This window comes from Variovorax sp. GW823-FHT04F07, assembly GCF_058795995.1.
The window spans coordinates 609,164-630,159 of record NZ_JBXAIG010000002.1 but is presented as its reverse complement, the minus strand read 5'-3'; the positions used below and the strand labels follow the sequence as shown (position 1 = coordinate 630,159).

General features: G+C 67.8%; 26 protein-coding genes. 17 read left to right on the top strand and 9 right to left on the bottom strand.

Annotated elements, in window-relative coordinates; translation table 11 throughout:
- Positions 1 to 21 precede the first annotated feature (21 nt).
- The 6 genes from AC1RAA_RS12130 to AC1RAA_RS12105 all read left to right on the top strand — a co-directional run bounded on the left by AC1RAA_RS12130 (position 22) and on the right by AC1RAA_RS12105 (position 5,809).
- Positions 22 to 1,332 (top strand): hemolysin family protein, encoded by a 1,311-nt coding sequence (locus tag AC1RAA_RS12130; protein WP_369631899.1) that lies wholly within the window; start codon positions 22 to 24, stop codon positions 1,330 to 1,332.
- A 16-nt stretch (positions 1,333 to 1,348) separates the two neighbouring features.
- Positions 1,349 to 2,290, top strand: a complete 942-nt coding sequence (locus tag AC1RAA_RS12125) for a protein kinase family protein (RefSeq protein WP_492729120.1) — start codon at positions 1,349 to 1,351, stop codon at positions 2,288 to 2,290.
- A gap of 40 nt (positions 2,291 to 2,330) precedes the next feature.
- Positions 2,331 to 3,302: a VWA domain-containing protein gene (locus AC1RAA_RS12120; RefSeq protein WP_492729122.1), complete on the top strand. Its 972-nt coding sequence runs from the start codon at positions 2,331 to 2,333 to the stop codon at positions 3,300 to 3,302.
- Positions 3,303 to 3,312: 10 nt separating this feature from the next.
- Positions 3,313 to 4,641, top strand: a complete 1,329-nt coding sequence (locus AC1RAA_RS12115; RefSeq protein ID WP_492729124.1) for an adenylosuccinate synthetase — start codon at positions 3,313 to 3,315, stop codon at positions 4,639 to 4,641.
- Positions 4,642 to 4,659: 18 nt separating this feature from the next.
- Complete coding sequence (locus AC1RAA_RS12110; protein ID WP_307584690.1) at positions 4,660 to 5,085, top strand: hypothetical protein; 426 nt, start codon at positions 4,660 to 4,662, stop codon at positions 5,083 to 5,085.
- An 88-nt stretch (positions 5,086 to 5,173) separates the two neighbouring features.
- Complete coding sequence (locus AC1RAA_RS12105) at positions 5,174 to 5,809, top strand: FABP family protein (protein ID WP_492729127.1); 636 nt, start codon at positions 5,174 to 5,176, stop codon at positions 5,807 to 5,809.
- A gap of 6 nt (positions 5,810 to 5,815) precedes the next feature.
- Here AC1RAA_RS12105 and AC1RAA_RS12100 read toward each other — a convergent pair whose 3' ends face one another.
- The gene (locus AC1RAA_RS12100) at positions 5,816 to 6,169 is read right to left on the bottom strand and encodes a hypothetical protein (RefSeq protein ID WP_307584695.1); all 354 of its coding nucleotides are present in this window, start codon (positions 6,167 to 6,169) and stop codon (positions 5,816 to 5,818) included.
- Between the two features lie 99 nt (positions 6,170 to 6,268).
- Here AC1RAA_RS12100 and AC1RAA_RS12095 point away from each other — a divergent pair, with 99 nt between their 5' ends.
- Together AC1RAA_RS12095 and AC1RAA_RS12090 are read left to right on the top strand one after the other, a co-directional pair.
- Positions 6,269 to 6,754, top strand: a complete 486-nt coding sequence (locus AC1RAA_RS12095; protein ID WP_492729129.1) for a DUF2165 family protein — start codon at positions 6,269 to 6,271, stop codon at positions 6,752 to 6,754.
- Positions 6,755 to 6,830: 76 nt separating this feature from the next.
- The gene (locus tag AC1RAA_RS12090) at positions 6,831 to 7,175 is read left to right on the top strand and encodes a hypothetical protein (RefSeq protein ID WP_307637332.1); all 345 of its coding nucleotides are present in this window, start codon (positions 6,831 to 6,833) and stop codon (positions 7,173 to 7,175) included.
- Between the two features lie 4 nt (positions 7,176 to 7,179).
- On the opposite strand, the gene AC1RAA_RS12085 is transcribed toward AC1RAA_RS12090, so the two are convergent.
- A complete protein-coding gene (locus tag AC1RAA_RS12085; RefSeq protein ID WP_492729131.1) occupies positions 7,180 to 7,644 on the bottom strand; it encodes a GNAT family N-acetyltransferase in 465 nt (154 codons plus the stop codon).
- 4 nt (positions 7,645 to 7,648) lie between these two features.
- Complete coding sequence (locus AC1RAA_RS12080) at positions 7,649 to 8,650, bottom strand: LysR family transcriptional regulator (protein ID WP_307584703.1); 1,002 nt, start codon at positions 8,648 to 8,650, stop codon at positions 7,649 to 7,651.
- Positions 8,651 to 8,996: 346 nt separating this feature from the next.
- Here AC1RAA_RS12080 and AC1RAA_RS12075 point away from each other — a divergent pair, with 346 nt between their 5' ends.
- Complete coding sequence (locus AC1RAA_RS12075) at positions 8,997 to 9,269, top strand: hypothetical protein (RefSeq protein WP_492729134.1); 273 nt, start codon at positions 8,997 to 8,999, stop codon at positions 9,267 to 9,269.
- A 4-nt stretch (positions 9,270 to 9,273) separates the two neighbouring features.
- Here AC1RAA_RS12075 and AC1RAA_RS12070 read toward each other — a convergent pair whose 3' ends face one another.
- Positions 9,274 to 9,561: a helix-turn-helix domain-containing protein gene (locus AC1RAA_RS12070; RefSeq protein ID WP_492729136.1), complete on the bottom strand. Its 288-nt coding sequence runs from the start codon at positions 9,559 to 9,561 to the stop codon at positions 9,274 to 9,276.
- A gap of 200 nt (positions 9,562 to 9,761) precedes the next feature.
- On the opposite strand from AC1RAA_RS12070, the gene AC1RAA_RS12065 reads away from it, so the two are divergent.
- The 7 genes from AC1RAA_RS12065 (at position 9,762) to AC1RAA_RS12035 (ending at position 14,702) form a co-directional block, all read left to right on the top strand.
- On the top strand, positions 9,762 to 10,040 hold the full coding sequence (locus tag AC1RAA_RS12065; protein WP_492729138.1) for a hypothetical protein: 279 nt from the start codon (positions 9,762 to 9,764) through the stop codon (positions 10,038 to 10,040).
- 140 nt (positions 10,041 to 10,180) lie between these two features.
- Entirely contained in the window at positions 10,181 to 10,975 is a 795-nt protein-coding gene (locus tag AC1RAA_RS12060) for an ornithine carbamoyltransferase (protein ID WP_492729140.1), read from the top strand.
- A 63-nt stretch (positions 10,976 to 11,038) separates the two neighbouring features.
- Positions 11,039 to 11,413, top strand: coding sequence for a tetratricopeptide repeat protein (locus AC1RAA_RS12055; RefSeq protein WP_159274537.1), 375 nt, complete (start codon positions 11,039 to 11,041; stop codon positions 11,411 to 11,413).
- A gap of 31 nt (positions 11,414 to 11,444) precedes the next feature.
- Positions 11,445 to 12,023 (top strand): dihydrofolate reductase family protein, encoded by a 579-nt coding sequence (locus tag AC1RAA_RS12050; protein ID WP_492729142.1) that lies wholly within the window; start codon positions 11,445 to 11,447, stop codon positions 12,021 to 12,023.
- A gap of 41 nt (positions 12,024 to 12,064) precedes the next feature.
- Positions 12,065 to 13,225: an ABC transporter substrate-binding protein gene (locus AC1RAA_RS12045; protein WP_492729144.1), complete on the top strand. Its 1,161-nt coding sequence runs from the start codon at positions 12,065 to 12,067 to the stop codon at positions 13,223 to 13,225.
- A 111-nt stretch (positions 13,226 to 13,336) separates the two neighbouring features.
- Positions 13,337 to 14,230, top strand: coding sequence for a DMT family transporter (locus AC1RAA_RS12040; protein ID WP_492729146.1), 894 nt, complete (start codon positions 13,337 to 13,339; stop codon positions 14,228 to 14,230).
- Positions 14,231 to 14,282: 52 nt separating this feature from the next.
- Positions 14,283 to 14,702, top strand: a complete 420-nt coding sequence (locus AC1RAA_RS12035) for a hypothetical protein (RefSeq protein WP_492729148.1) — start codon at positions 14,283 to 14,285, stop codon at positions 14,700 to 14,702.
- 367 nt (positions 14,703 to 15,069) lie between these two features.
- Here AC1RAA_RS12035 and AC1RAA_RS12030 read toward each other — a convergent pair whose 3' ends face one another.
- The 5 genes from AC1RAA_RS12030 to AC1RAA_RS12010 form a co-directional block, all read right to left on the bottom strand.
- On the bottom strand, positions 15,070 to 15,558 hold the full coding sequence (locus AC1RAA_RS12030) for a GFA family protein (RefSeq protein WP_492729150.1): 489 nt from the start codon (positions 15,556 to 15,558) through the stop codon (positions 15,070 to 15,072).
- 74 nt (positions 15,559 to 15,632) lie between these two features.
- Positions 15,633 to 16,583, bottom strand: a complete 951-nt coding sequence (locus tag AC1RAA_RS12025) for a hypothetical protein (RefSeq protein ID WP_492729152.1) — start codon at positions 16,581 to 16,583, stop codon at positions 15,633 to 15,635.
- A 180-nt stretch (positions 16,584 to 16,763) separates the two neighbouring features.
- Entirely contained in the window at positions 16,764 to 17,735 is a 972-nt protein-coding gene (locus tag AC1RAA_RS12020) for a Bug family tripartite tricarboxylate transporter substrate binding protein (protein WP_492729154.1), read from the bottom strand.
- A gap of 48 nt (positions 17,736 to 17,783) precedes the next feature.
- Positions 17,784 to 18,734, bottom strand: coding sequence for a PDR/VanB family oxidoreductase (locus AC1RAA_RS12015; protein WP_492729156.1), 951 nt, complete (start codon positions 18,732 to 18,734; stop codon positions 17,784 to 17,786).
- 3 nt (positions 18,735 to 18,737) lie between these two features.
- On the bottom strand, positions 18,738 to 19,814 hold the full coding sequence (locus AC1RAA_RS12010; RefSeq protein WP_492729158.1) for an aromatic ring-hydroxylating dioxygenase subunit alpha: 1,077 nt from the start codon (positions 19,812 to 19,814) through the stop codon (positions 18,738 to 18,740).
- Between the two features lie 108 nt (positions 19,815 to 19,922).
- On the opposite strand from AC1RAA_RS12010, the gene AC1RAA_RS12005 reads away from it, so the two are divergent.
- Positions 19,923 to 20,891, top strand: coding sequence for a LysR family transcriptional regulator (locus AC1RAA_RS12005; RefSeq protein WP_492729160.1), 969 nt, complete (start codon positions 19,923 to 19,925; stop codon positions 20,889 to 20,891).
- Positions 20,892 to 20,996 lie beyond the last annotated feature (105 nt).

Here is a 20,996-nt window from a genome sequence, read left to right as displayed (position 1 = left end):
CCTCATTCTCTCCCCCCGTTCATGGATGTCTTCCTGCTGGCCTTGCTGACCACCCTCAATGCGGTGTTCGCAATGTCCGAAATGGCCCTTTCCACCAGCCGCCGCGCACGCCTCGCGGCCTTGGCCGAAACGGGGGACACCGGGGCGGAGGCTGCGCTGAAGCTGATGGAATCGCCCACGCAATTCCTCTCGACCGTGCAGATTGGCATCACCTCGATCGGCATGCTCAGCGGCATCGTGGGCGAGGCCGCCTTCGCGGCGCCGCTCGCCGTGTGGATGGAAGGCCTGGGCATGGGCGCCGGCACCTCCAGCATCGTGTCGACCGCGGTGGTGGTGACCTGCATCACCTTCTTCACCATCATCTTCGGCGAGCTGGTGCCCAAGCGCATCGGCCAGCTGTACCCCGAGCCGGTGGCGCGCTTCGTGTCGCGCCCCATGCGCGGGCTGGCCAAGGGCGCCAAGCCCTTCGTGTGGCTGCTGGCCGGCGCCACCGCCACCACGCTGAAGCTGCTGCGCATCGACGCCAACGCCGCGCGCTCGGTGACGGAAGAAGAAATCTCGGCCAGCCTCGAAGAAGGCGTGGACGCCGGCGTGATCGAGCAGCACGAGCACCAGATGGTGCGCAACGTGTTCCACCTGGACGACCGCCGCCTGTCGTCGCTCATGATCCCGCGCGCCGACATCGAATGGCTCGACGCCTCCAACACCGTGGCGCAGGCGCTGCAGAAGGTGGCGGACGCCGCGGCGCTCAACCTCGTGCACTCGTGGTACCCCGTGTGCCGCAACTCGCTGGACGACGTGGTCGGCGTGATCAGCGTGGCGCACCTGCTGCGCCTGGGTTCCGCCCACAAGGGCGTGCTCGGCCAGGAGGCCACGCCGGCCGTGTTCGTGCCCGAGACGCTCACCGGCATGGAGCTGCTCGAGCAGTTCCGCACGCGCGCCGGCCGGCTCGTGTTCGTGGTCGACGAGTACGGTGTGGTGCAGGGCCTCATGACCCCGCGCGACCTGCTCGAGGCCATCACCGGCGAGCTGCAGCCCGGCATGCAGGCCGACGCCTGGGCCCACCAGCGCGCCGACGGCATGTGGGAGCTCGACGGCCTCATGCCCGTGTCGGAACTGCGCGCGCGCCTGGGCATCCGCGAGCTGCCCGACGAAGAGCGTGGCCGCTACAACACCGTGGCCGGCCTGCTGATGTCCGTGTCGGGCCACCTGCCCGCCGTGGGCGAGCACATCGATTGCGCGGGCTGGTGCTTCGAGGTCGTGGCGCTCGAAGGGCGCCGCATCGACCGCGTGCTGGCGTCGCCTGACCCGGCCGCGCCGCAAGAAGACTGAAGAGGAGGGCGCGGCCATGCTGTCGCTGCTTGCACTGAGTTGCCCCCAATGCTCGGCCCCGCTGCCGCGCGCGGCGCGCTGGCGCACCGTCAATTGCGGCTACTGCGGCGCCACCATCACGCGCGGCACCGAAACCGTCGAGCGCGAGAGCTTTCGCGCCGCCTGGCGACGCGCCAACGCGGCGCAGCTCGCGGACACCGGCCGGCTGCTGCAATGGCGCGGCGCGCACTACCGCGTGCTCGCGCCGCTGGGCCACGGCGAGCACAGCGAGGTGCTGCTGGCCGAACGGCTCGGCGCGCTGCCCGAGCGCGTGACGATCAAGCTCGCGCGTGAAGCGGCCGGCGACGCCGTGCTGGCGCGCGAGGCCGGTGTGCTGCAGGCGCTGCAAGCCCTGTCGGTGCCCGGCGCGGCCTACTTCACGCGGCGGCTGCCGCAGCCGCTGGGCCTGGGCGTGGCGCAAGGCCTGGGCGACGGCGAACGGCAGGCGCTCGTGCTGCGCCACCCGACCGGTTTCTGGGGCAGCCTGCAGGAGGTGCAGCAGGCCAATCCGCAAGGCATCGATGCGCGCCATGCCGTCTGGCTCTGGCGGCGCATGCTCGAGGTGCTGGCCTTCGTGCACGGCGCCGGCTGGACGCACCGCGCGCTCGCGCCCGCGCATGCGCTCGTGCATCCGCGTGACCACGGCGTGCTGCTCATCGGCTGGTCGCAGGCCAGGCAGGACGTGTCGGGCGGCGCCATCGGGCGCGACCTGATGGCGTCGGCGCGCAGCGTGCGCGCGCTGCTGTCCGACAGCGCCACCTCCGCGCCGCTGGCCGCCTTGCTGCGCGAGTGCAGTGACGACGCCGTCGCCTGCGAGCGCCTGGGCGCGCAGGGCATCGAGCAGGCGCTGTCGGTCGCCTCGCGCGAGGCCTTCGGGCCGCCGCGCTTCGTTCACTTCGACCCCGCGCCGGCCGGCTAGCCGCCAGCCTTTCACTTTTTCCTCACGAAGGAGCACGTCCATGGGTTACGGAAATTACTCGCACGCCGCCCACGCGGCCATCGTGGCCGACCGCGCCGCCAAGTCCGGCAGCGAGGTCTTCACGCAGACCGCCACGCACGCGCTCATGAACCCGCAGGGGCTCAAGGTGCGCGAGTCGCGCGACAACGCCGACCACCCGAACTCGCTGGGCATCGTGTTCGCGCTCGACGTCACCGGCTCGATGGGCGACATCCCGCAGACCCTGGCGCGCCGCGAGCTGCCCACCTTCATGAAGCTCCTGACCGACTGCGGCGTGGCCGACCCCCAACTGCTGTTCATGGCCATCGGCGACGCCACCTCCGACCAGGCGCCGCTGCAGGTGGGGCAGTTCGAATCGACCGCCAACCTCATGGACCAGTGGCTCACCTGGAGCTACCTCGAAGGCGGCGGCGGGGGCAGCGGCGAAGAAAGCTACGAACTCGCCTTCTACGTCATGGCGCAGCACACCGACATGGACTGCTGGGTCAAACGCAAGAAGCGCGGCTACCTGTTCGTCACCGGCGACGAGCTGCCGTACCCGGCGGTGTCGCGCCACCAGGTCGAAGGCCTCATCGGCGAGAAGCTCGACGAGGACATTCCCATCGAAGAGGTCATCGCCGCCGCGGCCGAGACCACGCACCTGTTCTTCCTGATCCCCGACGCACAACGTCGCCGCCGCTGCGAGCCGCGCTGGCGCGAGCTGCTGGGCGACCACGTGATCTGCATGGACTCGCCCGACGACGCCTGCGCCGTGGCGGCCGGCATCGTCGCGCTCACCGAGAAGGCCGTGCCCAGCCTCGACGCGCTGGCCGGCGTGATGAGCTCCACCGGCATGGCCAAGGAACGCGTGGGCGGCGTGCTGCACGCGCTCGACGGCTACGCCGCGCTGCTCGACCCGACCGCACCGCGCCGCGCCACGCCGGCCGCCGGTCACGGGGCACGCAGCTCGTGGTGGAAGCGGCTCTTCGGCTGACGGCCTGCCGTTGACTTCGACGCGCTACGTCTCGCTGCTCGGCCTCGGTTTCGGCGACTGCGGCAAGGGCCGCTTCACCGATTTCCTGTGCGGCGCCTGGGGCGCGCACACCGTGGTGCGCTTCAACGGCGGCGCGCAGGCCGGCCACAACGTCGTGCTGGCCGACGGCCGCCACCACACCTTCTCGCAGTTCGGCGCCGGAAGCTTCCATGCCGGCGTGGCGACCGTGCTCGCCAGCCCGGTGGTGGTGCATCCGACCGCGCTGCGCGTCGAAGCCGACGTGCTGCAGCGCGCGGGTGTGCCCGACGCCTTCGCGCGCCTGTTCATCGACGCGCGCTGCCGCGTGACCACGCCTTTTCATCAGGCTGCTGGCCGCCTGCGCGAATGGGCACGCGGCGCGGCGGCGCACGGCAGCTGCGGCGTCGGCGTGGGCGAGACCGTGCGGCAGGCGCTGGCCGCGCCCGAAACGACGCTGCACTACAGCGACCTTGTTCACCCCGCGCGCACGCTCGACAAGCTCGAAGCCTTGCGCCTCGCGCTGCACCGCGAGTTCGCGAACGCGGTGCCTTCGTCGGCCGACGCCGAGCAAGAGCTGTCCGTGCTCACCGACGCTTCACTCGCACAACGCTGGCTCGACGCCGTGCAGCCCTGCCTGCGTCAGTCGCCACCCGCGAGCGCCGACACCATCGGCGAACGGCTCGTGCGCGCCGGCACCGTGCTGTTCGAAGGCGCGCAGGGCGTGCTGCTCGACGAGTGGCGCGGCTTTCATCCGCACACGACCTGGAGCACCGTCTCCACCGCCGCCGTCGAGGCGGTGCTTCGCGATGCGGGCATCGCGGCGCCCGTGCAGCACCTGGGCGTGCTGCGCAGCCACCTCACGCGGCACGGCGCCGGTCCGCTGCCCACGCACGACCGCGCGCTCGATGCGCGGCTGGCCGAGCCGCACAACGCCGACGACGGCTGGCAGGGCGCGTTCCGACGTGGCCACCCCGACGCGGTGCTGCTGCGTTACGCGCTCGCCGCCGCCGGGCCGCTCGACGGGCTGCTCGCCAGCCACCTCGACGCGCTCGCGCACGCGGACCTGCGCTGGTGCACCGGCTACCGCGATGCCGACGGGCACACGTTGTCGTCGCTGCCCCTGAGCGACGCGCCCGACCTCGACCACCAGCACGCGCTGACCCACCTGCTGGAAGGTGCGCAACCCCTGTACGACCCGCACCCCGTCGCCAACGCCCCCGAGTGGGTGCGGCGCGTGGAAGCCCTCAGCGGCCTGCCCGTGCGCTTCGGTGCGTTCGGCCCGGTGCGCGAGGCCGTCCGCGCGCGCGACCTGCTGCGCTGACCTGATGAGAAAGCCTGCGTGACCCCCAACCTCTTCCTGATCGCCGGTGCCGTGCTGAGCGCCATCGCCGCGCTCTTGCACATCTGCGTCATCTTCGGCGGCCCGTCCTGGTACCGCTTCTTCGGCGCAGGCGAGCGCATGGCCGCGAGCGCCGAGGCCGGCCACCTGTACCCCGTGGCCGTCACGCTGGTCATCGCCGGCATGCTGGGCGTGTGGGCCGCCTACGCGCTGGCGGGCGCCGGCGTGTTGCAGCCGCTGCCCTTGCAGGCGCTGGTGCTGCCCGCCATCACCGCCGTGTACCTGCTGCGCGGCCTTGTCGCCGTCGCGATGTGGCTGTTCGATCGGCGCCGCCTCAGTGCTTTCTGGGTGTGGAGCTCGCTCGTGTGCTTCGTGTACGGCGTGGTGCACCTCGTCGGGCTCGTGCAGGTCTGGGACACGCTCTGACCACGACCCGCGACCGGGCCGCCATCGCACTCAAGCAGAATCCGAATCGAAGCAACCTCGTCCTGTTTTCCCTCCCACGATCGACACCATGACCACTCCCGAAGACATCTACACCGAACCCCCCGCCGATCCCGACACGCTCGCCAACCTAGGCCCGCTGCGGCCGCTGGCCGGCATCTGGGAGGGCATGAAAGGCGTCGACGTCAAGCCGAAGAAAGAGGGCCCGAAGACGCAGGTCTACGTCGAGCACTACGAGCTGCAGCCCATCGACGCGCAGACCAACGGCCCGCAGCTGCTGTACGGCCTGCGCTACCACACCTACATCCACAAGCCCGGCCTCACGAAGATGTACCACGACCAGGTCGGCTACTGGCTGTGGGAGCCGGCCACCAGCACCGTGTTTCTCACGCTGGCCATTCCGCGCGGACAGGTGGCCATGGCCAGCGGCCACGTGAAGCCCGGCGACACCGAGTTCACGCTCAGCGCCGAGCACGGCAGCCTGGTGAACGGCATCGTGTCGAACCCGTTCCTGGAGCGTGCCTTCACCACGGTGGCGTGGAACATCACGGTGAAGATCAACGCCGACGGCACCTGGTCGTACGACCAGGACACCGTGATGCAGATCCTGGGCCAGGCCGAGCCCTTCCATCACACCGACCGCAACACGCTCACGCGCGTCGGCGAGCCGGGGCTCAATCCGCTGGCGATGACGGCGGCGGCCTGAGGCCGTTCAGTCGGCGGGCGGCTTCGGCGTGCGCAGGCGCCGCAGCCGCACGGTGAGCTCCTTCACCAGCTGAAGCTCCCCGCGCCGCTGCGCCACCTCCAGCGCCTGTGCGAACGAGGCTTCGGCCTTCGCGGCGTCGCCGAGCGCCAGCGCGAGCAGGCCCTGCAGCCGCCACGCGGCGGTGAACTCGGGGTCGAAGGCGAGCGCTTTCTCGACATGCATCAGCGCCGTGGGCGCGTCGTCGCGCCGCTGGTGCGCCAGCGCCAGGCTCATGCGCAGCAGGGCGCCGTCGCGGCCGGCGGCCAGCAGGCGCTCGAGCGCCTCGGGGGAGGGGCCGGGTGGGGTGGTGGCGGTGTTCATGGCATTGGTTCGACCTTCCTTGAGGGACTTTGAGCGCCGGCCGGCGGTTGCGTCAATATCAAAGAATAATCTTTGATATTTAAAAACGCAGGCGTTCCGATGAATCTCCCTACCTCCGTCTGGCTGTTCCAGTCTCTCCACGCGCTAGGCATGGCGCTGTGGCTGTCGATTGCCGTGCGCAACAACTGGCGCGGCTTTGCGGGCTCCGCGTTCGCGGTCGGCGGCACGATGTCGATGGCGCCGTTGCGCTTTGACCCCGCCGTCGACACGCCCTTGCTCACGCGCGCCATCCGCTCGGTGGCGCTGCACCGCGCGGCGCTGGGCGTGGTGCTGGTGTTGCAGCTCGGCGCGGCGCTGGCGTTCTGGGCCGGCGGCGCGATGCTGGTGGTCGGCGGCGACCTGTCGGCCGCGCGGCCGTGGCTCAACCTGGGGCTGGCCGGATTTGCTGCCTTCCTGTTCGCGATGCACCTGGGCGGCCTGTGGTTCGGCTACTGGATCCGGCAAGAGGGCCTGCAGCTCACGCACCTCGTGCTGCTCCTGTGGGTGCTGGCGGCGTTCTTCCTGTTCAACCTGTCATGGCACTGATGCCGCCTTCGTCCTACGCGCGCGGTGAGGCCACGCCCACAGCCCGCGCGACGCGCTGCATCCACCATCGGTGCCCATGAACAGAGTGATTCTTGCGTTCCTGGGTGGGGTTGCCTGCGCCGCCGCCGTGGCGGCCATCGCGGAGCCTGTGAGGGTGCCCGTCGACAGCGACGACAAGGGCACGGCCTACATCGCCCCCAACGTGAACTCCACCGAAACCTCGGCCCGCACGAACGGCGCCACGGTCGGTGTGCAGCGCCCGGACGGCAGTGCCCTCGAAGCCGGCACCGACACCTCGGGCAAGCGGCCCACCTACTCGGTCGGCGCCAAGACCGGCGGCGACGTCTCCTTCTCGGGCGGCGCGCATTCGGACGGCAAGGCCAACACCGGCGTGAAGGCCGGCGTCACCATCAAGTACTGATCGATCAGACCATCGTCGCGTAGACGATGAAGCCCTCGTGCTTCGCGACCTTGTCGTAGAGCGTGCGCCCCGCTGCGTTGGTCGTGTGCGTCTGCCAGTACACGCGCTGCCCGCCTGCGCGCCGCACCGCGTCGTACACGCCCTGGATGAGTTGCCGGCCCACGCCCCGGCCGCGTTCGGACGACTGCGTGAACAGGTCCTGCAGGTAGCAGGTCGGCTCGATGCGCGTCGTGCTGCGGTGGAACAGGTAGTGCACCAGCCCCACCAGCTGCCCGTCGCGCTCGGCCACCAGCGCATGCACCGGCTCGTACGGATCGAAGAAGCGCTGCCACGTGGCCTGCGTGATCGCCTCGGGCAGGGCCGTGGGGCCCTCGCGGCCGTAGAAGGCGTTGTAGCCGTCCCAGAGCGGCTTCCATGCGGCGAAGTCGTCGGGCGTGGGCGGGCGGATCAGGAGCGCGGGCGTGGTCATGAGGTCAGGGGGCCTTTCCATTGGGCACGGATGTGTTGCGCGCCGCGATGGCAGCGGCGGTGGTCGCGGCGTTGACAGGGCAGGCCGGCAGCGCCACCGGCACTGCCGCGGGCATGGGTTCGGGCACCGGCCCCATCGATTTTTCGAGAAAGTCGAGCATCGCGCGCATCGCCGCGCTGTTGTGGCGGCGCTGCGAGTACGCGGCATACAGCCAGTGCTCGTGCGGCATGTGGTCGCGCAGCACCGGCACCAGCGCGCCGCGTTCCAGGTGCGACTGCGCCAGCGGCTCGGGCACGTAGGCCACGCCCACGCCGCGCAGCGCCAGCTCGATCAGCGCCACCGCGTCGTTGGCCTCCATGCGGCTGTGCACCGCCACGTCGTGCGGCTGGCCGTCGGTCTCGAACGGCAGGTGCGTGGTGGGCATCGGCGAATAGCTCAGCACGTCGTGCCGCGCCATGTCCTCGGGCACCTGCGGAATGCCGCGCTGCGCCCAGTAGGCGGGCGACGCGCACACCACCATGTCGAAGCGCACCAGCCGGCGCACGATCAGGTTCATGTCGTCGATGCGCCCGCCCGTCAGGTGGATGTCGATGCCTTCCTCGATCAGGTCGATGTCGTGGTTGGTGAAATTCAGGCTCACGTACACGTCGGGGTAGAGCTTGATGAACTCCGCGATCACGTCCGAAAGCCAGCCCGCGATGAGCCCGTGCGGCGCGCTCATGCGCAGGCGCCCGCGCGGGTGCGAGCCGTGCGCCTGCAGGTCGTTGAGCGTGTTCTCGGCCATCGTCACCAGCTCGGTGCTGCGCTCCAGCAGCACCTCGCCCGCGTCGGTGAGGCTCAGGGAGCGGGTCGAGCGGTTGAGCAGGCGCACGCCGCTGCGCGCTTCCAGCTCGGCCACATAGCGGCTGACCGTCGCCTTGGACATGCCCAGCGACAGGGCCGCGCGGGAGAAGCTGCGCCGGAACGCGACTTCGCGGAACGTTTTGATGAGATCGAGACCATCCATAGATCGGCGCATTGTTCCAGCATCGGGGGAGGGGGCACGGGTCGTAGGGGCATCCCGGTTTTGCGCTGCGAAGGGGGCGGGGGTGCGTGGCTATACTGCGGCCGTTGCGCCGCTAAGAGGCGTGACCGGGATTGGTCTCCTGAAGCATCTCTGCGACGAAAGCCGCAGTTCCCCGCAGGGTCTGCGGCTTTGTCGTTCGTGCCTCCAGTTTTGGCGGCTCGACGGGCGGGCGCGAGCCCGGCCGGTTCTCGCAAGAGGTGCCCGGTAGACCAACCCGTCGAGCTGCCGCCTCCGATTGGTCTCGGGAGCGGCGGTTTCAGCAAACCGCACCTCTTGGAGGCCATGCATGGCTCTCGTCACTTCCGTATCCGCCGAATCGCTTGCCTTGCAGGCCTGCGACGACCTCGATAGCTTTCACACGGTGCGTCGCGCGTATGCGTGCATCGAGAAGCTCATCGTGCCGCAACATGTGAACGACACCGACGATGTGTACCCGACGCGCACCGAACTCGGCGCGCTGGTGCGGCTGGTCAATGAAGAACTGCAGCGGCGCATCGAAGCCGCCGAGGCCACGCTGCAGTCGCTGCGTGCTGCCGTGGGCGATGCCCAGCGGGGCTGACGGCTCAGGCGGGGCGCTCGCCGTTCTCCGCCGGTGGTTGCTGCTGTCGCTGTTGCAGCGTCGTCGAGATGCCGTAGAGCGCCAGCATGCCGAGCACGTGCCCGATGGCAACGCCCGGCTCCCCCGATTCGATCCGCGCGATCGTCTGGACGTGAACGCCCAGGCGCGCGGCAGCAGCGGCCTGGCCCTCGCCAGCGGTGGTGCGCGCCAGCTTGGCGGCAGCCCCGAACGCCTTGATCGCTTCGATCGCGTCGTCCCCAATGTCGGAAGAGATTCGTTTTCCTTTGGCCATGCTTTCATTGTCCCCGGTTGCTGATGCGAGTGGAACGCGCGCCTCTGTCTTCGTGGCGCTGAGGGGGTGTGCGGCTGAGGTGGGTAGGTACTATCGGGAACGAGTGAGCCTTGTCAGTTGCCCCAGTTTCTTGATTTGAGATGAACCCTCCACCAACTCACGTTCCCGGGAAGCCGTACCACTTCTTTTCCATCCCGCTGATGATTCAGCCCAACCTTTGGGATGAGAAGGTTCCACTGAAATTTCGCGGATTGCTGTTTGCTGTGCTCTATGCAATTCCCGTGCTGATCATGTCCATCGTGATCCCCCTCGTGGTGGTGTTCCCTGCCATGAGTTTCAGCTCGATCGGAGGACTCTTGGTTGCAGCGCCTTTTTGGATGCTTGCCGCGTACTTCATGTCGGCGCTCGCTGTCGGGGTACTTGTTGGTCTCTACAACTATTCAGAGTTCAAGAGATTTACGAAAGCGCCGGTCAATTGATTGAAGTCGGCTGTTGATGGTCAGGAGCCACCACCCTCCAAATCTTCACTTCTGGTCACCAGCTTGAGGTGGCACTCCACGGCTAGAAGCGGACGTTCAACCGCATCCTCCAATCTCTGATCTCCGACACATCCCCAGCCATGAACCTAGTCAGCCTGTCGTCACTTACCCCCGAGGATGTTCACACGATCTGGCGTCTGGCTGCATCACCCGGTGTGGGCATCCAAGGCACCGCCGCCTGGTCGTTCGAAGGAAATGGCATTCGCACGCGCACGACGTTCCTGAAGGCATTCCAGGAACTGGACCTGTCCGTCATCGAGCTGCCGAATCTTCTGAAGACAAGCGAACGCGTGTGTGATCTCGCAGGTTATCTGGACCCGTTCTATGACATCTACGTCGTCCGGGAATCGAACCACGAACGCCTCGCGGAGTTTGCTGCCTCGTCTCGCAGACCCGTAGTCAACGCGATGTCGAACACCGGCCATCCATGCGAAGTTCTTACCGACGCCTACTTCATCGAAACAACCATGGGCCCGATCCAGAAGGTGCGCATCTGCCTTTGGGGGCCGCCGACCAACGTGTTTCGTTCGTGGCACGAGCTGGCCAGCGTGATGGGCTTTACGCTGGTTCATGTCTGCCATGAGAGCTTCCACGAGACCATCCCCAACGTCGCCTTTTCATCGGCTTCCCCAGAAGCAACAGACGTGGTCATCACCGATGGCTGGCCTCGGGGCACGGAGCAGTTGAGCCGTCCGCTGTCCGTTGAAGATCTGGCTCGGATGGGCAACCCCGTGCTGTTGCCGACGCCACCGTTCACTGTCGGTGGTGAACTTTCGGTGGACCCTCGTCGCTATCCGCACTTCATCGGCTACGAGCAGAAGAAGCTCCTCTTGCCGGTGCAAAGGGCGGTGCTTCAATATCTGCTTGCAACCTGAATTGACCGGGGCCAGTCAGTCGAGTGCTGGACGGAATAGAGTCGAGAAAAGCTTGAACAGCCTATGAGCGAGGACTTCATCTCCATCAGCCGATTACTGGTCGAGGACGCATGGAACAACCCCGACAAGTGGGAAGCCAACCTTGCCTCTGCGCAAGCGTTGCTCTCGAAGGCGCTCGTTGAATCTCCTGGCAATGTCCTTGCCCTGACGTGCTTGGGCGCCGTGCTTTCCGATCAAGGCAAGCACAAAGAGGCTGCATCCGTCCTGAAGCGTGCAGTCGAACTCGGCTCCACCGATCGGAACACGTTCTTCAACCTCGGCGTGGCAACGATGAACTTCGGCTCACGCGCGAAAGCCATGTCTGCATTCCGTGGGGCCGAAGGGCTCCAGGCTTCGCCGCTGTCGTGGCCGGCATACTTTGATGCGCAGGCCCATTGAGCGCCCTCCCACCCCAAGCAAGGAGACCCGCATGAGAACGCTGAAAATCATGGAGCACATCTCGCTGGATGGTGTGATCCAGACCTCGGGCGAAGACGGCTTTCCCTACGCGGACTGGACCACGCCCTACCGCAGCCCCGCCGGCCGGGATGAAGTGCTCGCCGCGCATGGCGGGCGCTTCGATCTGCTGCTCGGGCGTCGCACCTACGACATGTGGTCGGACTACTGGCCCAAGGCACCGAGCAGCGCGATGGCGGACGGCTTGAATGCGGCGACCAAGCATGTCGTGACCCACCGCCCCGAAAGCCTGGCATGGGGCCCGTTCGAAAGCGTGGGGCCGGACGTCGTCGAGGGCGTTCGCCGCATCAAGTCGCAGGCGGGCCCGAACCTGACCCTCTGGGGCAGTTCCTCGCTGACATCGACGCTGCTCGCGCATGGCCTGGTGGATGACGTCGTGCTGCTCGTCTATCCGGTGCTGCTGGGCGCGGGAAAGCGCTTCTTCGCACAGGGCACTCCACCACGCGCCTTCGAGCTTGTCACCACGAAAGCAATGCCATCGGGCATCCTCCTCAGCGCCTACAAGGTCGTCGGCCCTTTGAAGGCCGGGTAGTCGAACCGCGAAACATCGCGAGCGAAATCACAAGGAACATCTTGATCCACCGCATCCGCACGGCCCTCGTGGCCTGCACCTTGGGCGCCGCGGCACTGGCCGTTTCCGCGCAGGTCAACATCGGCTTCATCGGCACGCTCTCCGGACCCGGGGCCGCGCTCGGGCAGGAACAGTACGACGGCTTCATGCTGGCGGTCGAGCAGCGCCAAGGCATGCTCGGCGGTGTTCCCGTGGCGGTCCTCAAGGAAGACGACCAGCACAACCCCGAGCGCGGGGCGCAGCTGGTGCAGAACCTGATCGAGAAGGACAAGGTCAGCTTCGTCACCGGTGTGACCTTCTCCGACGTGATGATGGCCATGGCCAAGCCGATCGCCCGGGCGGGCATGCTGTTCGTCGGCTCGAATGCCGGCCCCGCGCCGATCGCCGGCAAGCAGTGCAACACCCGGTTCGTCTTCGCCTCGTACCAGGACGAGTACCAGGCCGGGATCGTGGGACGCTACGCCGTCGACAAGGGCTACTGGAAGACGCTGTTCATTGCGCCTGACAACGCGTCGGGCAAGGACCAGCTGCGGGGCTTCAAGCGCTACTACTCGGGCGAGGTGGTGAGCGAAATCAACGTCAAGCCCGACCAGACCGACTACGCGGCAGCGCTGGCGCAGATCCAGCACGTGGCGCCCGATGCGGTGGTGGCCTTCCTGCCGGGCGAGATGGGCGTGAACTTCATCCAGCAGATGAACCGATCGGGCCTGCTGAACAAGGTGCCCTTGCTGACGGTGGGCACGGTCGACGGCACGACGCTGCCGCTGCTCAAGGATGCAGCGCTTGGTGTGGTGGCCGGCGCGGTCTGGGGCCCCGACCTGCCGAGCCCGACGAGCAGGTCTTTCGTTGCCGCCTTCGAAAAGAAGCACGGGCGCATCCCTTCGCAGTACGCGGCGCAAGGTTTCGATGCGGCGCTCCTGATCGACAGTGCGCTGAAGGAGACCAAGGGCTCCGTCGCCGATCGCGGTGCCTTGCGCAACGCGCTCAACGAGGCCGACTTCTCGTCGGTGCGCAGTGGCTTCAAGTTTCTGCGCAACGGTTTCCCGGTGCAGGACGGGCACATCTTCGTGGTCGCGAAGGACGCGCAGGGCCGCACGTCGCTCAAGCGGGTCGCCACGCCGCTGGAGGCGAACCCGGATGGGTACTGGAACGAGTGTCGGTAGGCAGGGGCCGGCAGCATCAGGCCAAGCCCTCGACGTTCGCAGCGCCTATGCTCGGCGTTCAAGAACAAACCCCGTCCGTCCCGGCCACCGCCGCGAGACCACAGCCTGACCATGCACCCGACCGGAACCCTGCGTGGCATCGCCGCGATGCTGTTGGCCTGCGCCTTCTTCGCCTGCATGGACGCGCTGCTCAAGACCCTGGCCGGGCACTACCCGCCGGTGCAGGTGATGGCGCTGCGCGGTCTCACGGCGCTGCCCCTGGTGTGCCTGTACATCGCCCGGCGGCGCGAGGCAGCCGGTGTTTTCAACCGTCGGCTGCGCTGGCGCCTGCACCTGCTGCGCACCGCGCTGAATATGACGATGCTGGTGCTCTTCGTGCACGGCCTGAAGACCCTGGGCCTGGCCGAGGCCTACACGCTCACGTTCATCGCGCCGTTGCTGATGGTGCTCATCGCCGTGCCGATGCTGGGCGAATCGGTGCAGCCGCGGCACTGGATCGCCATCGGGCTGGGCTTCGTCGGCGTGGTGGTCGCGCTGCGGCCCGAGCAGGGGGCCTTCCTCTCGACGGGTGCGCTGGCGATCCTGGTGGCGGCCGTCTGCTATGCGCTGTCGAACATGCTGGGCCGGCTCATCAGCCGCACCGAGCCGAGCGCCGCGCTGGTCTTCTGGACCACGGCGGGCATGGCGCTCGGCGGCAGCCTGTTCGCGGCGCCGCAATGGGTGCCGCTGCAGGCCGAGCACGCGTGGGCGCTGGCGGGCCTGGCCCTCAGCGGTTTCCTGGGCCAGTTGGCCATCGCCGAGGCCTTCCGCCACGGCCAGGCCGCGGCCATCGCGCCCTTCGAATACAGCGCGCTCGCGTGGGCGCTCGTGATGGACTGGGTGTTCTGGCAGGCCGCGCCCGATGCATGGACGCTGGGCGGCGGGGCGTTGATCGTTGCGAGCGGACTGTGGCTGGCGCGAAGCGAGGCGCCGAGGTCCGTACAGAAAAAGCGCAAGGCCGCCTGAGCTGCTGAACGGCTACAGTCGGCCAGAAGCAGCCACGCGCACAAGACTTCCAATGCCCCGAACCACTTCCGAGATCGCCCACGACATCGCCAACTTCGAACCGCCGGAGGACGGCAACTGGCGCTACCTGGACTCGCTTCTGGATGAACTCTGGAGGGCAGGTAATCCGGAGCAAGCCATGCCCGAAATGCTGAGCGTTTTCGAGCGTTACCCGGAGGAAGACGGCTACGGGGTCATGTGGACCATCGTTCACGGATTGGAGAGCTTGCCGAACTACCAGCCTGAGCTTCTTCGCTCCCTCGCGCGACAGCCCAGCGAACTCGGCATCACGATGGTCGGGCGCATCCTGAACGCCGGCACGACGGAGATCGGCGGCGTTTCATTGCTGCAGACGCTGCACGATCTGGCGAAGACGGCAGCCTCTTCGTACATCAGGGAAGAAGCGCTCCGTGTGGCGTCTCGGCCGCGCTGAACGTCCGCCGTGAGGAAAGCGCTCATTCGCATCGTGCTCCGCGGCCCCCTGGCTGCCCGGCATGGCGATCCAAGCCCATGACCACAGACCCTCTTCCAATCACCCGGCCCGCCATCCTCTGCGTCGCATGCGCCGCTGCGGCGGGGTTCTTCTGGTGGGCGTTCCATGAGCGGTATTACAGGCACAGGGACTGCATCGAAGCATCCGCCTCCAGCTGCATCACGCCCGACGGCGCCAATCTGATCGGCGGGAGCGCCGTCTGGTCCGTGGTCGCTGGCCTCTTCACGTGCGCCTCGGTCTACTACCTGGGGGTCGTGCTTCGCCGTCGTCGGGCGAATGGCCGCTGATGGCCGGCTGAAGCGAGAGTTCAGGCCCCGCCGTCTTGTCGAGCCAATACGGGCGCCTCATGCCGCGAGGCCACTTCCGGCTGGCCATCGAGCGTGGCCCGCGCCCTGGCAAAGCAATCCACATCGGCCGGCAAGGCCACGCCGCTTTGGGCGGAGCGGGTCCAGATGTGGCTCGTGAGTTCGACCGCGTTGGGATCGTCATAGCACCCGCGCGAGATGGCGCGCACATCGGGCCAGCGCTCGAAGGTCAGGCCCATCGTTGTGCCGCACGAGGGGCAGAAATGAACGAAGACCTGCTTGTGGCTGCCGTCCGATCGGTGCGCGTACTGCCGCAGTTCGCCTTCGTTGAACTGCACGGCATCCATCGGAAAAAGCGACTCGGCGTAGAAGGACGTGCCGGTCATGCGCTGGCAGAACGTGCAATGGCACGCGAACGTGCGCAGCGGCGGCTGGGTCGTGCTGAATCGGACCTTGCCGCAGAGGCAACCCCCTTCAAGTACAGCTGGCATACGGCACCCGGAAAAAAGAGGAGGATTCTGCCCCCTCGATCGACGGCGTTCGATGCAGCTGCGCGCGCCGGCGCTCAGGCCAGCCCGAGCTCCTTGGCCTCGGCTTCGTAGTGGGGGTACGACGCCTTCATCGTTGCGCCGTTGAGGATCATCTCGGCCACGAGGGTGCGCGACGGCATCTCGTAGACCTGGGTGCGCACCCACACGGACTCGGTGCGCGCGCTCTCGCTCAGCGCAATGATCTCGCGCTCCAGTTCGTAGTCCTGGTCGACGAAGAGCGGGCCCTTGATGAGGCGGATTTCCTGTCCGGCGAACAGGCCCACGGCCGGCTTGCGGCCACTCAGTTGCGCCTCGGCGCTGGTGGACCCGAGCAGCACGCTGATCATCTCGGTCGGGATGATGGCCCGGCCCCACGGCGAGCGCTTGCCGCCTTCGGCCGTGTACCAGTCGCAGGGCTCGGTGATGACCTCGAGCTTGTCGGCGAGCGTGAAGGGGTAGTGGTCGCCCATGTGCTGGTCGAAGCCCATGCGGATCTTCTCGACGACGGCGCCGCGCTGGCCCACGCGCAGGTCGCGGTTGATGACCAGGCCCTGGGGCGGGCGCAGCTTGGCGATGCGCTGGGGCAGCTCGTGCGGGTGCTGGCTGGCATCGCCCACCGACGCGGTGCCGGTCAGCACCGGCGTGCCGTCGGCCTTCTCGGCGCGCAGGCGCACGAAGGTGGCGCCGGGCGCGGGCAGGTCGACAAAGGCGCGCACCGACTCGCCCTCGACCACCATGTTCTGGTAGTGGGCGCTGATGCAGCCGGTTTCGAACCAGGCCTGGCCGAACACATGGAACAGCAAGGGGTCGAACTGGCTGAAGTGCGTCGGCCCTTCGATCGGCCCGGCGCGCAAGCCCAGCGTTTCCGCCGTCGCGTCGTCGTGGATCGATTTGTGGTCGTCGTAGGTCTGGTCGGCCAGCATCTGGCGCGGCTGGCGCACCGGGCCGCACAGGCCCAGGGCGGTGGTGGTGAAAGGCGAGGTCATGGGGAAGGGCTCCGTGTAGCCGGCGGCGGGCGCCAGTCGAGTTCGCGATGATGGCAAAGTCTCCGCGCCGCGCCTGTCGCCTAGGGAACGCCTGATGCGGCCGGCCACACAGTCACTGGCGGTCGGCGCACGGAAGATGCATCGGTCGTCCTTGCATGACGGTCCGGGTGGTTGCCTGCCTCATTGCGCCTCGACGCCTAGCTCGCGCATCCGCCTGGTGATCACGTTGAACTCCTCCTTGTACGACACCGCGAACTGCTCGGGCGTGCTGTTCATCACCTCGAAGCCCCGGCCCACGAACAACTGGCTGACATCGGGCGAGCCGACGATGGCGCGCACTTCCCGGGCCAGCTTGTCGACGATGGGCTGTGGCGTCTTCGCCGGTGCCAGCAGCCCGATCCAGACGTTGGTGTCGTAGAGCGGGTCCTTGAAGCCCAGCTCGTTCATGGTCGGAACCTGCGGGAGCGAGGTGGAGCGTTGTCGTCCCAGCACGGCCAGCGGCACGACCTTGCCCGTGGGCACATGCTGCATCGCGCTGGGCACCGACGACAGGCCGACGTCGATGGTGCCCGACAGCAGGTCGGTCAACACGGGCCCTTCGCCGCGCTGCGGCACATGCACCATGCCGGCACTCAGTCCGCGATTGAGGCTCTCGCCGGCCAGGTGGCCCAGCCCGCCGACGCCCCAGGACCCGTAGCTCAGTTTCGCGCCGCCCTTGGCCACCTTGGCCTTCAGGTCTTCGATGCTCCTGATGCCGGTGCCGGGGTGCGTGGAAATCAGCGCCGGGCTGCGCACCACCTGCGTGACGCCGACGAAGTCCTTCTGCGGGTCGTAGGCCAGGGTCTTGAACAGCGCCGTGTTGTTGATCTGCGAATCGGTGATGGTCATCAGCAGCGTGTAGCCGTCGGGCCTGGCGCGGCCGACTTCGCCGGCGCCGATGGCGCCCGCCGCGCCCGCCTTGTTGTCCACCACCACCGGCTGCCCCATCGATTTCGAGAGGCGATCGCCCAGGGTGCGTGCCACGAAGTCGGTCGCACCGCCGGCGGCGTAGGGCACGACGAGGCGGATCGGCCGCGAGGGGTAGCTCTCCTGCGCGGCGATGGGCAGCGCCAGCGTGATCGCTGCGCATGCGGCAGTCATTTTTCTGAACATGGTTGTCTCCAGTGGTGGGGTTGAGTTGTTGGTGTTGCGAGGGGAACGTCAGAGATCGAGGACGAGGACGGCGCTGCGCGCGCGGGACACGCAGGGCAGGATGCAGGTGTGGCTGTCGCGCTCTTCGTCGCTGAGCACGAAGTCGCGGTGATCCGCCTCGCCCTCGAGCAGCGGCACCTCGCAGCTGCGACACATGCCTTCGCGGCACGAGAAGGGAATGCTGACGTTGGCGCCTTCCAGTGCATCGAGCAGGCTCTGCCGCGGTGCGACCTCGATCCTCTGGCCGCTGCGATGCAGCACCACGGTGAAGGTGCCGGCCGGCGCTGCGGGCGTGGCGGGTTCCGGCGGTGCGAAGCGTTCGAAATGGGTGGCCGCCTTGTCGATGCCGACAACGCCTGCGGCCGCGCCGACCGCGTTCATCAGCCCTTCGGGGCCGCAGCAGTAGAGGTGGGCGCCTGGGGCCGCACCGGCCAGCCAGCCCGCCAGGTCGGGTGGCGTGCCCGCCGCTTCCTGGTCCACGTGCAGCTGCACGCGGTCATGGTGGCGCGCCAGCGTCCACGCATAGGCGGCACGGGCCCGCGTGCGCACGCAGTACAACAGCTTCCAGGGCCTGGCGTTGGCCTCGCACCAGAGGATCATGCTCAGGATGGGCGTGATGCCGATGCCCCCGGCCACGAACACATGCTCGGTGGCGGTCGGGTCGATGCCGAACAGGGCGCGCGGCGCGCCCACCTCGAGCACATCGCCCACGGCAAGGCGCTGGTGAACGAAGGCCGAGCCGCCGCGCGAGGCTGGCGCCAGGCCCACACCGAGCACGTAGCGGTGGCGCTCCAGCGGCGAGTTGGCCAGCGAGTACTGGCGGCGGATGTCGCCGGGCAGCAGCAGGTCCACATGGGCGCCCGAGGTGAAGGGCGGCAGCGCGGCGCCGTCCTGCGCACGCAACTCCAGGCCGAGCACATCCTGCGCCTCTTGCGTGAGGCGGGTGACGAGGAGCTTCATGGCTCAGGCCTTGACGGGTTCGGGCGCTGCAGTGGCGGCGGGGCGGGCCGCGGCTTCTTCGAGCGCCTCTTCTTCCAGCCGGCGCGAGACCATCCAGCGGAACTGGTTCAGCGCGGCGTCGATGCCGAAGGCCATCATCTTGAAGTCGGGCGCCAGCGCCAGGCTCTTTTGCTGCGCGGTGATGATGTCGCGGTCTTCATCGAAGGCATCCACCACGGCCTGGTGGATCGAGTGCGTGACTTCGGGTTGGTCGATGGCGAAGTTGTGGGGATGCGCGAAGAAGTAGTGGGTGGAGTTTTCCGTCTCGGGCGTGATGGCCTGGCAGCCACGAAATTCGATCGCACCGTCGCGGTTGCCTTCGGCAGCGCCCTGGCCGGTGGGCGCCATGCCGGAGTTCATCAGCAGGATGGCCGGGATGGTGAAGTTGTAGATGTTCCATCGATCGACCCTGCTGCCCCAGTCCTTGACCGCCTGGGCGAACGGCGGAGGCTCGGTGTCGAGGGCCCACCGGGTGATGCGCACGCCGTTGTCGATGCGTTCGACCTTGGGCTGGGCGGCGGCGTAGTCCGCACTGCCTCCCAGCGTGGTCGGGTGCACGAAGGGCAGGTGGGAGAAGTCCAGCAGGTTGTCGCAGATCAGCAGGTAGTTGACGTCGTAGTGGATGTAGCCGTCCAGGCTGCGCCAGTGCGGGTCGTCCAGCCATGGCGTGTCGGGGATCAGCGCCTGGTCGGCCTTGTCGGGGGCGCCCATCCAGATCCAGACCCAGCGGTGGCGTTGCACCACCGGGAAGGTGCGCACCCTGGCCTGGATGGGAATGCGCTTCTGGGCCGGCGCCTCGATGCACTGGCCCGAGGCGTCGAACTTCAGGCCGTGGTACATGCAGCGCACGCAGTCGCCTTCTCGCCGTCCCACCGACAGGGGCGCGCCGCGGTGGCAGCAGCGGTCTTCCATGGCGACGATCTCGCCGTCGTCCTTGCGGTACATGAGAACGGGCACGCCGATGATGGTGCGGGCGAACAGGCCCTGCGGCGTGAGCTCGTTGTCCCAGGCAGCCACGTACCAGGTGTTTTTGATGAACATGGGGCGTCTCCTTTGTTGTTCGCCGCGTTCGGGTCACGGCATGAGCAGAGCGTAGGACGAGGGTTCTCATGTATCAATGTCATTTCAGTCATTCCTAGAATGCGCGGCATGCATGCGGAAAACTTCGACCTGAATTTGCTGGCGGTCTTCGACGCGATGTTTCGCGAGGCCAGTGTCACGAAGGCCGCGCAGGGCCTCGGGCTGACGCAGAGCGCGATGAGCCATGCGCTCAACCGGCTGCGTGCTTTTTTCGACGACCCCTTGTTCGTCAAGGTCGGCAGCCGCATGGAGCCCACGCGCAAGGCCGAGGGCATGCGCGCTGCGGTGGTGGAGGTGATGACCACCGTGCGCCAGCAGATCCTGGCGGGCGCACGGTTCGAGCCCGCACTGGCGCGACGCACCTTCACCCTGTGCATGACCGACATGGGCGAACTGGTGTTCCTGCCGCCGCTGCTCGAGCGCTTCAAGAAGGAGGCGCCCGGGTGTTCGCTGCGCACGCTGCAGGTGCCGCTCGAGCAGGTCGAAGGGCTGCTTGCGTCAGGCGAGGCCGACCTGGCGGTGGGGTCCATCCGTGCGGCGCCCGAGGGGCTGTTTCATCAGCGCCTGTTCCTGCACTCCTTCGTGACCATCGCCAGCGCGCGGAACAAGGACATCGGCGCCACCCTCACGCGCGAGCGCTTCGAGGCGATGCGGCACATCGTGGTCTCGCTCACCGGCCACTCGGCGGAGAGCTACGACAAGGTGCTGGAAGACCAGGGCATCCGCCGCACCGTGGCCGTGATGACGCCCCACTTCCTGATGGTTCCGCTCCTGATGGACCGGCACGCCGATCTGCTCGCGACCGTGCCGCGCGAGTTGGCGGAGGTCTTCGCCCGCATGGGCACGGTGCGCATGTTCGAGCCGCCGGTGCCCGTGCCCCAGTTTCAACTCAACCAGCACTGGCATCCGCGCTTTCACCACGACCCTGCCGTGGTCTGGCTGCGCGATGTGATGAAACATACCTTCGAGCACTACCCGCGCATCACCACGCAGGCTAGTCCTCCGGCCAGGAAAGGGGCGCGAGCCAAGTCGCGTTGACGCGCCGGCCGGCATCGACTTTGCCTCTGCTGCGAACCTCATCCCCCACCCGTTTCTCCGTGCCCGCTTGTTTGAGCGGCCGCGCACTGTTACAAAGGGCGTCTC

Bases quoted from the DNA above. Each gene is read 5' to 3' on its own strand.
- AC1RAA_RS12130 (WP_369631899.1), top strand. From the start codon at position 22: ATGGATGTCTTCCTGCTGGCCTTGCTGACCACCCTCAATGCGGTGTTC.
- AC1RAA_RS12125 (WP_492729120.1), top strand. From the start codon at position 1,349: ATGCTGTCGCTGCTTGCACTGAGTTGCCCCCAATGCTCGGCCCCGCTG.
- AC1RAA_RS12120 (WP_492729122.1), top strand. From the start codon at position 2,331: ATGGGTTACGGAAATTACTCGCACGCCGCCCACGCGGCCATCGTGGCC.
- AC1RAA_RS12105 (WP_492729127.1), top strand. From the start codon at position 5,174: ATGACCACTCCCGAAGACATCTACACCGAACCCCCCGCCGATCCCGAC.
- AC1RAA_RS12100 (WP_307584695.1), bottom strand. From the start codon at position 6,169: ATGAACACCGCCACCACCCCACCCGGCCCCTCCCCCGAGGCGCTCGAG.
- AC1RAA_RS12095 (WP_492729129.1), top strand. From the start codon at position 6,269: ATGAATCTCCCTACCTCCGTCTGGCTGTTCCAGTCTCTCCACGCGCTA.
- AC1RAA_RS12090 (WP_307637332.1), top strand. From the start codon at position 6,831: ATGAACAGAGTGATTCTTGCGTTCCTGGGTGGGGTTGCCTGCGCCGCC.
- AC1RAA_RS12085 (WP_492729131.1), bottom strand. From the start codon at position 7,644: ATGACCACGCCCGCGCTCCTGATCCGCCCGCCCACGCCCGACGACTTC.
- AC1RAA_RS12080 (WP_307584703.1), bottom strand. From the start codon at position 8,650: ATGGATGGTCTCGATCTCATCAAAACGTTCCGCGAAGTCGCGTTCCGG.
- AC1RAA_RS12075 (WP_492729134.1), top strand. From the start codon at position 8,997: ATGGCTCTCGTCACTTCCGTATCCGCCGAATCGCTTGCCTTGCAGGCC.
- AC1RAA_RS12070 (WP_492729136.1), bottom strand. From the start codon at position 9,561: ATGGCCAAAGGAAAACGAATCTCTTCCGACATTGGGGACGACGCGATC.
- AC1RAA_RS12065 (WP_492729138.1), top strand. From the start codon at position 9,762: ATGATTCAGCCCAACCTTTGGGATGAGAAGGTTCCACTGAAATTTCGC.
- AC1RAA_RS12060 (WP_492729140.1), top strand. From the start codon at position 10,181: ATGAACCTAGTCAGCCTGTCGTCACTTACCCCCGAGGATGTTCACACG.
- AC1RAA_RS12055 (WP_159274537.1), top strand. From the start codon at position 11,039: ATGAGCGAGGACTTCATCTCCATCAGCCGATTACTGGTCGAGGACGCA.
- AC1RAA_RS12050 (WP_492729142.1), top strand. From the start codon at position 11,445: ATGAGAACGCTGAAAATCATGGAGCACATCTCGCTGGATGGTGTGATC.
- AC1RAA_RS12040 (WP_492729146.1), top strand. From the start codon at position 13,337: ATGCACCCGACCGGAACCCTGCGTGGCATCGCCGCGATGCTGTTGGCC.
- AC1RAA_RS12035 (WP_492729148.1), top strand. From the start codon at position 14,283: ATGCCCCGAACCACTTCCGAGATCGCCCACGACATCGCCAACTTCGAA.
- AC1RAA_RS12030 (WP_492729150.1), bottom strand. From the start codon at position 15,558: ATGCCAGCTGTACTTGAAGGGGGTTGCCTCTGCGGCAAGGTCCGATTC.
- AC1RAA_RS12025 (WP_492729152.1), bottom strand. From the start codon at position 16,583: ATGACCTCGCCTTTCACCACCACCGCCCTGGGCCTGTGCGGCCCGGTG.
- AC1RAA_RS12020 (WP_492729154.1), bottom strand. From the start codon at position 17,735: ATGTTCAGAAAAATGACTGCCGCATGCGCAGCGATCACGCTGGCGCTG.
- AC1RAA_RS12015 (WP_492729156.1), bottom strand. From the start codon at position 18,734: ATGAAGCTCCTCGTCACCCGCCTCACGCAAGAGGCGCAGGATGTGCTC.
- AC1RAA_RS12010 (WP_492729158.1), bottom strand. From the start codon at position 19,814: ATGTTCATCAAAAACACCTGGTACGTGGCTGCCTGGGACAACGAGCTC.
- AC1RAA_RS12005 (WP_492729160.1), top strand. From the start codon at position 19,923: ATGCATGCGGAAAACTTCGACCTGAATTTGCTGGCGGTCTTCGACGCG.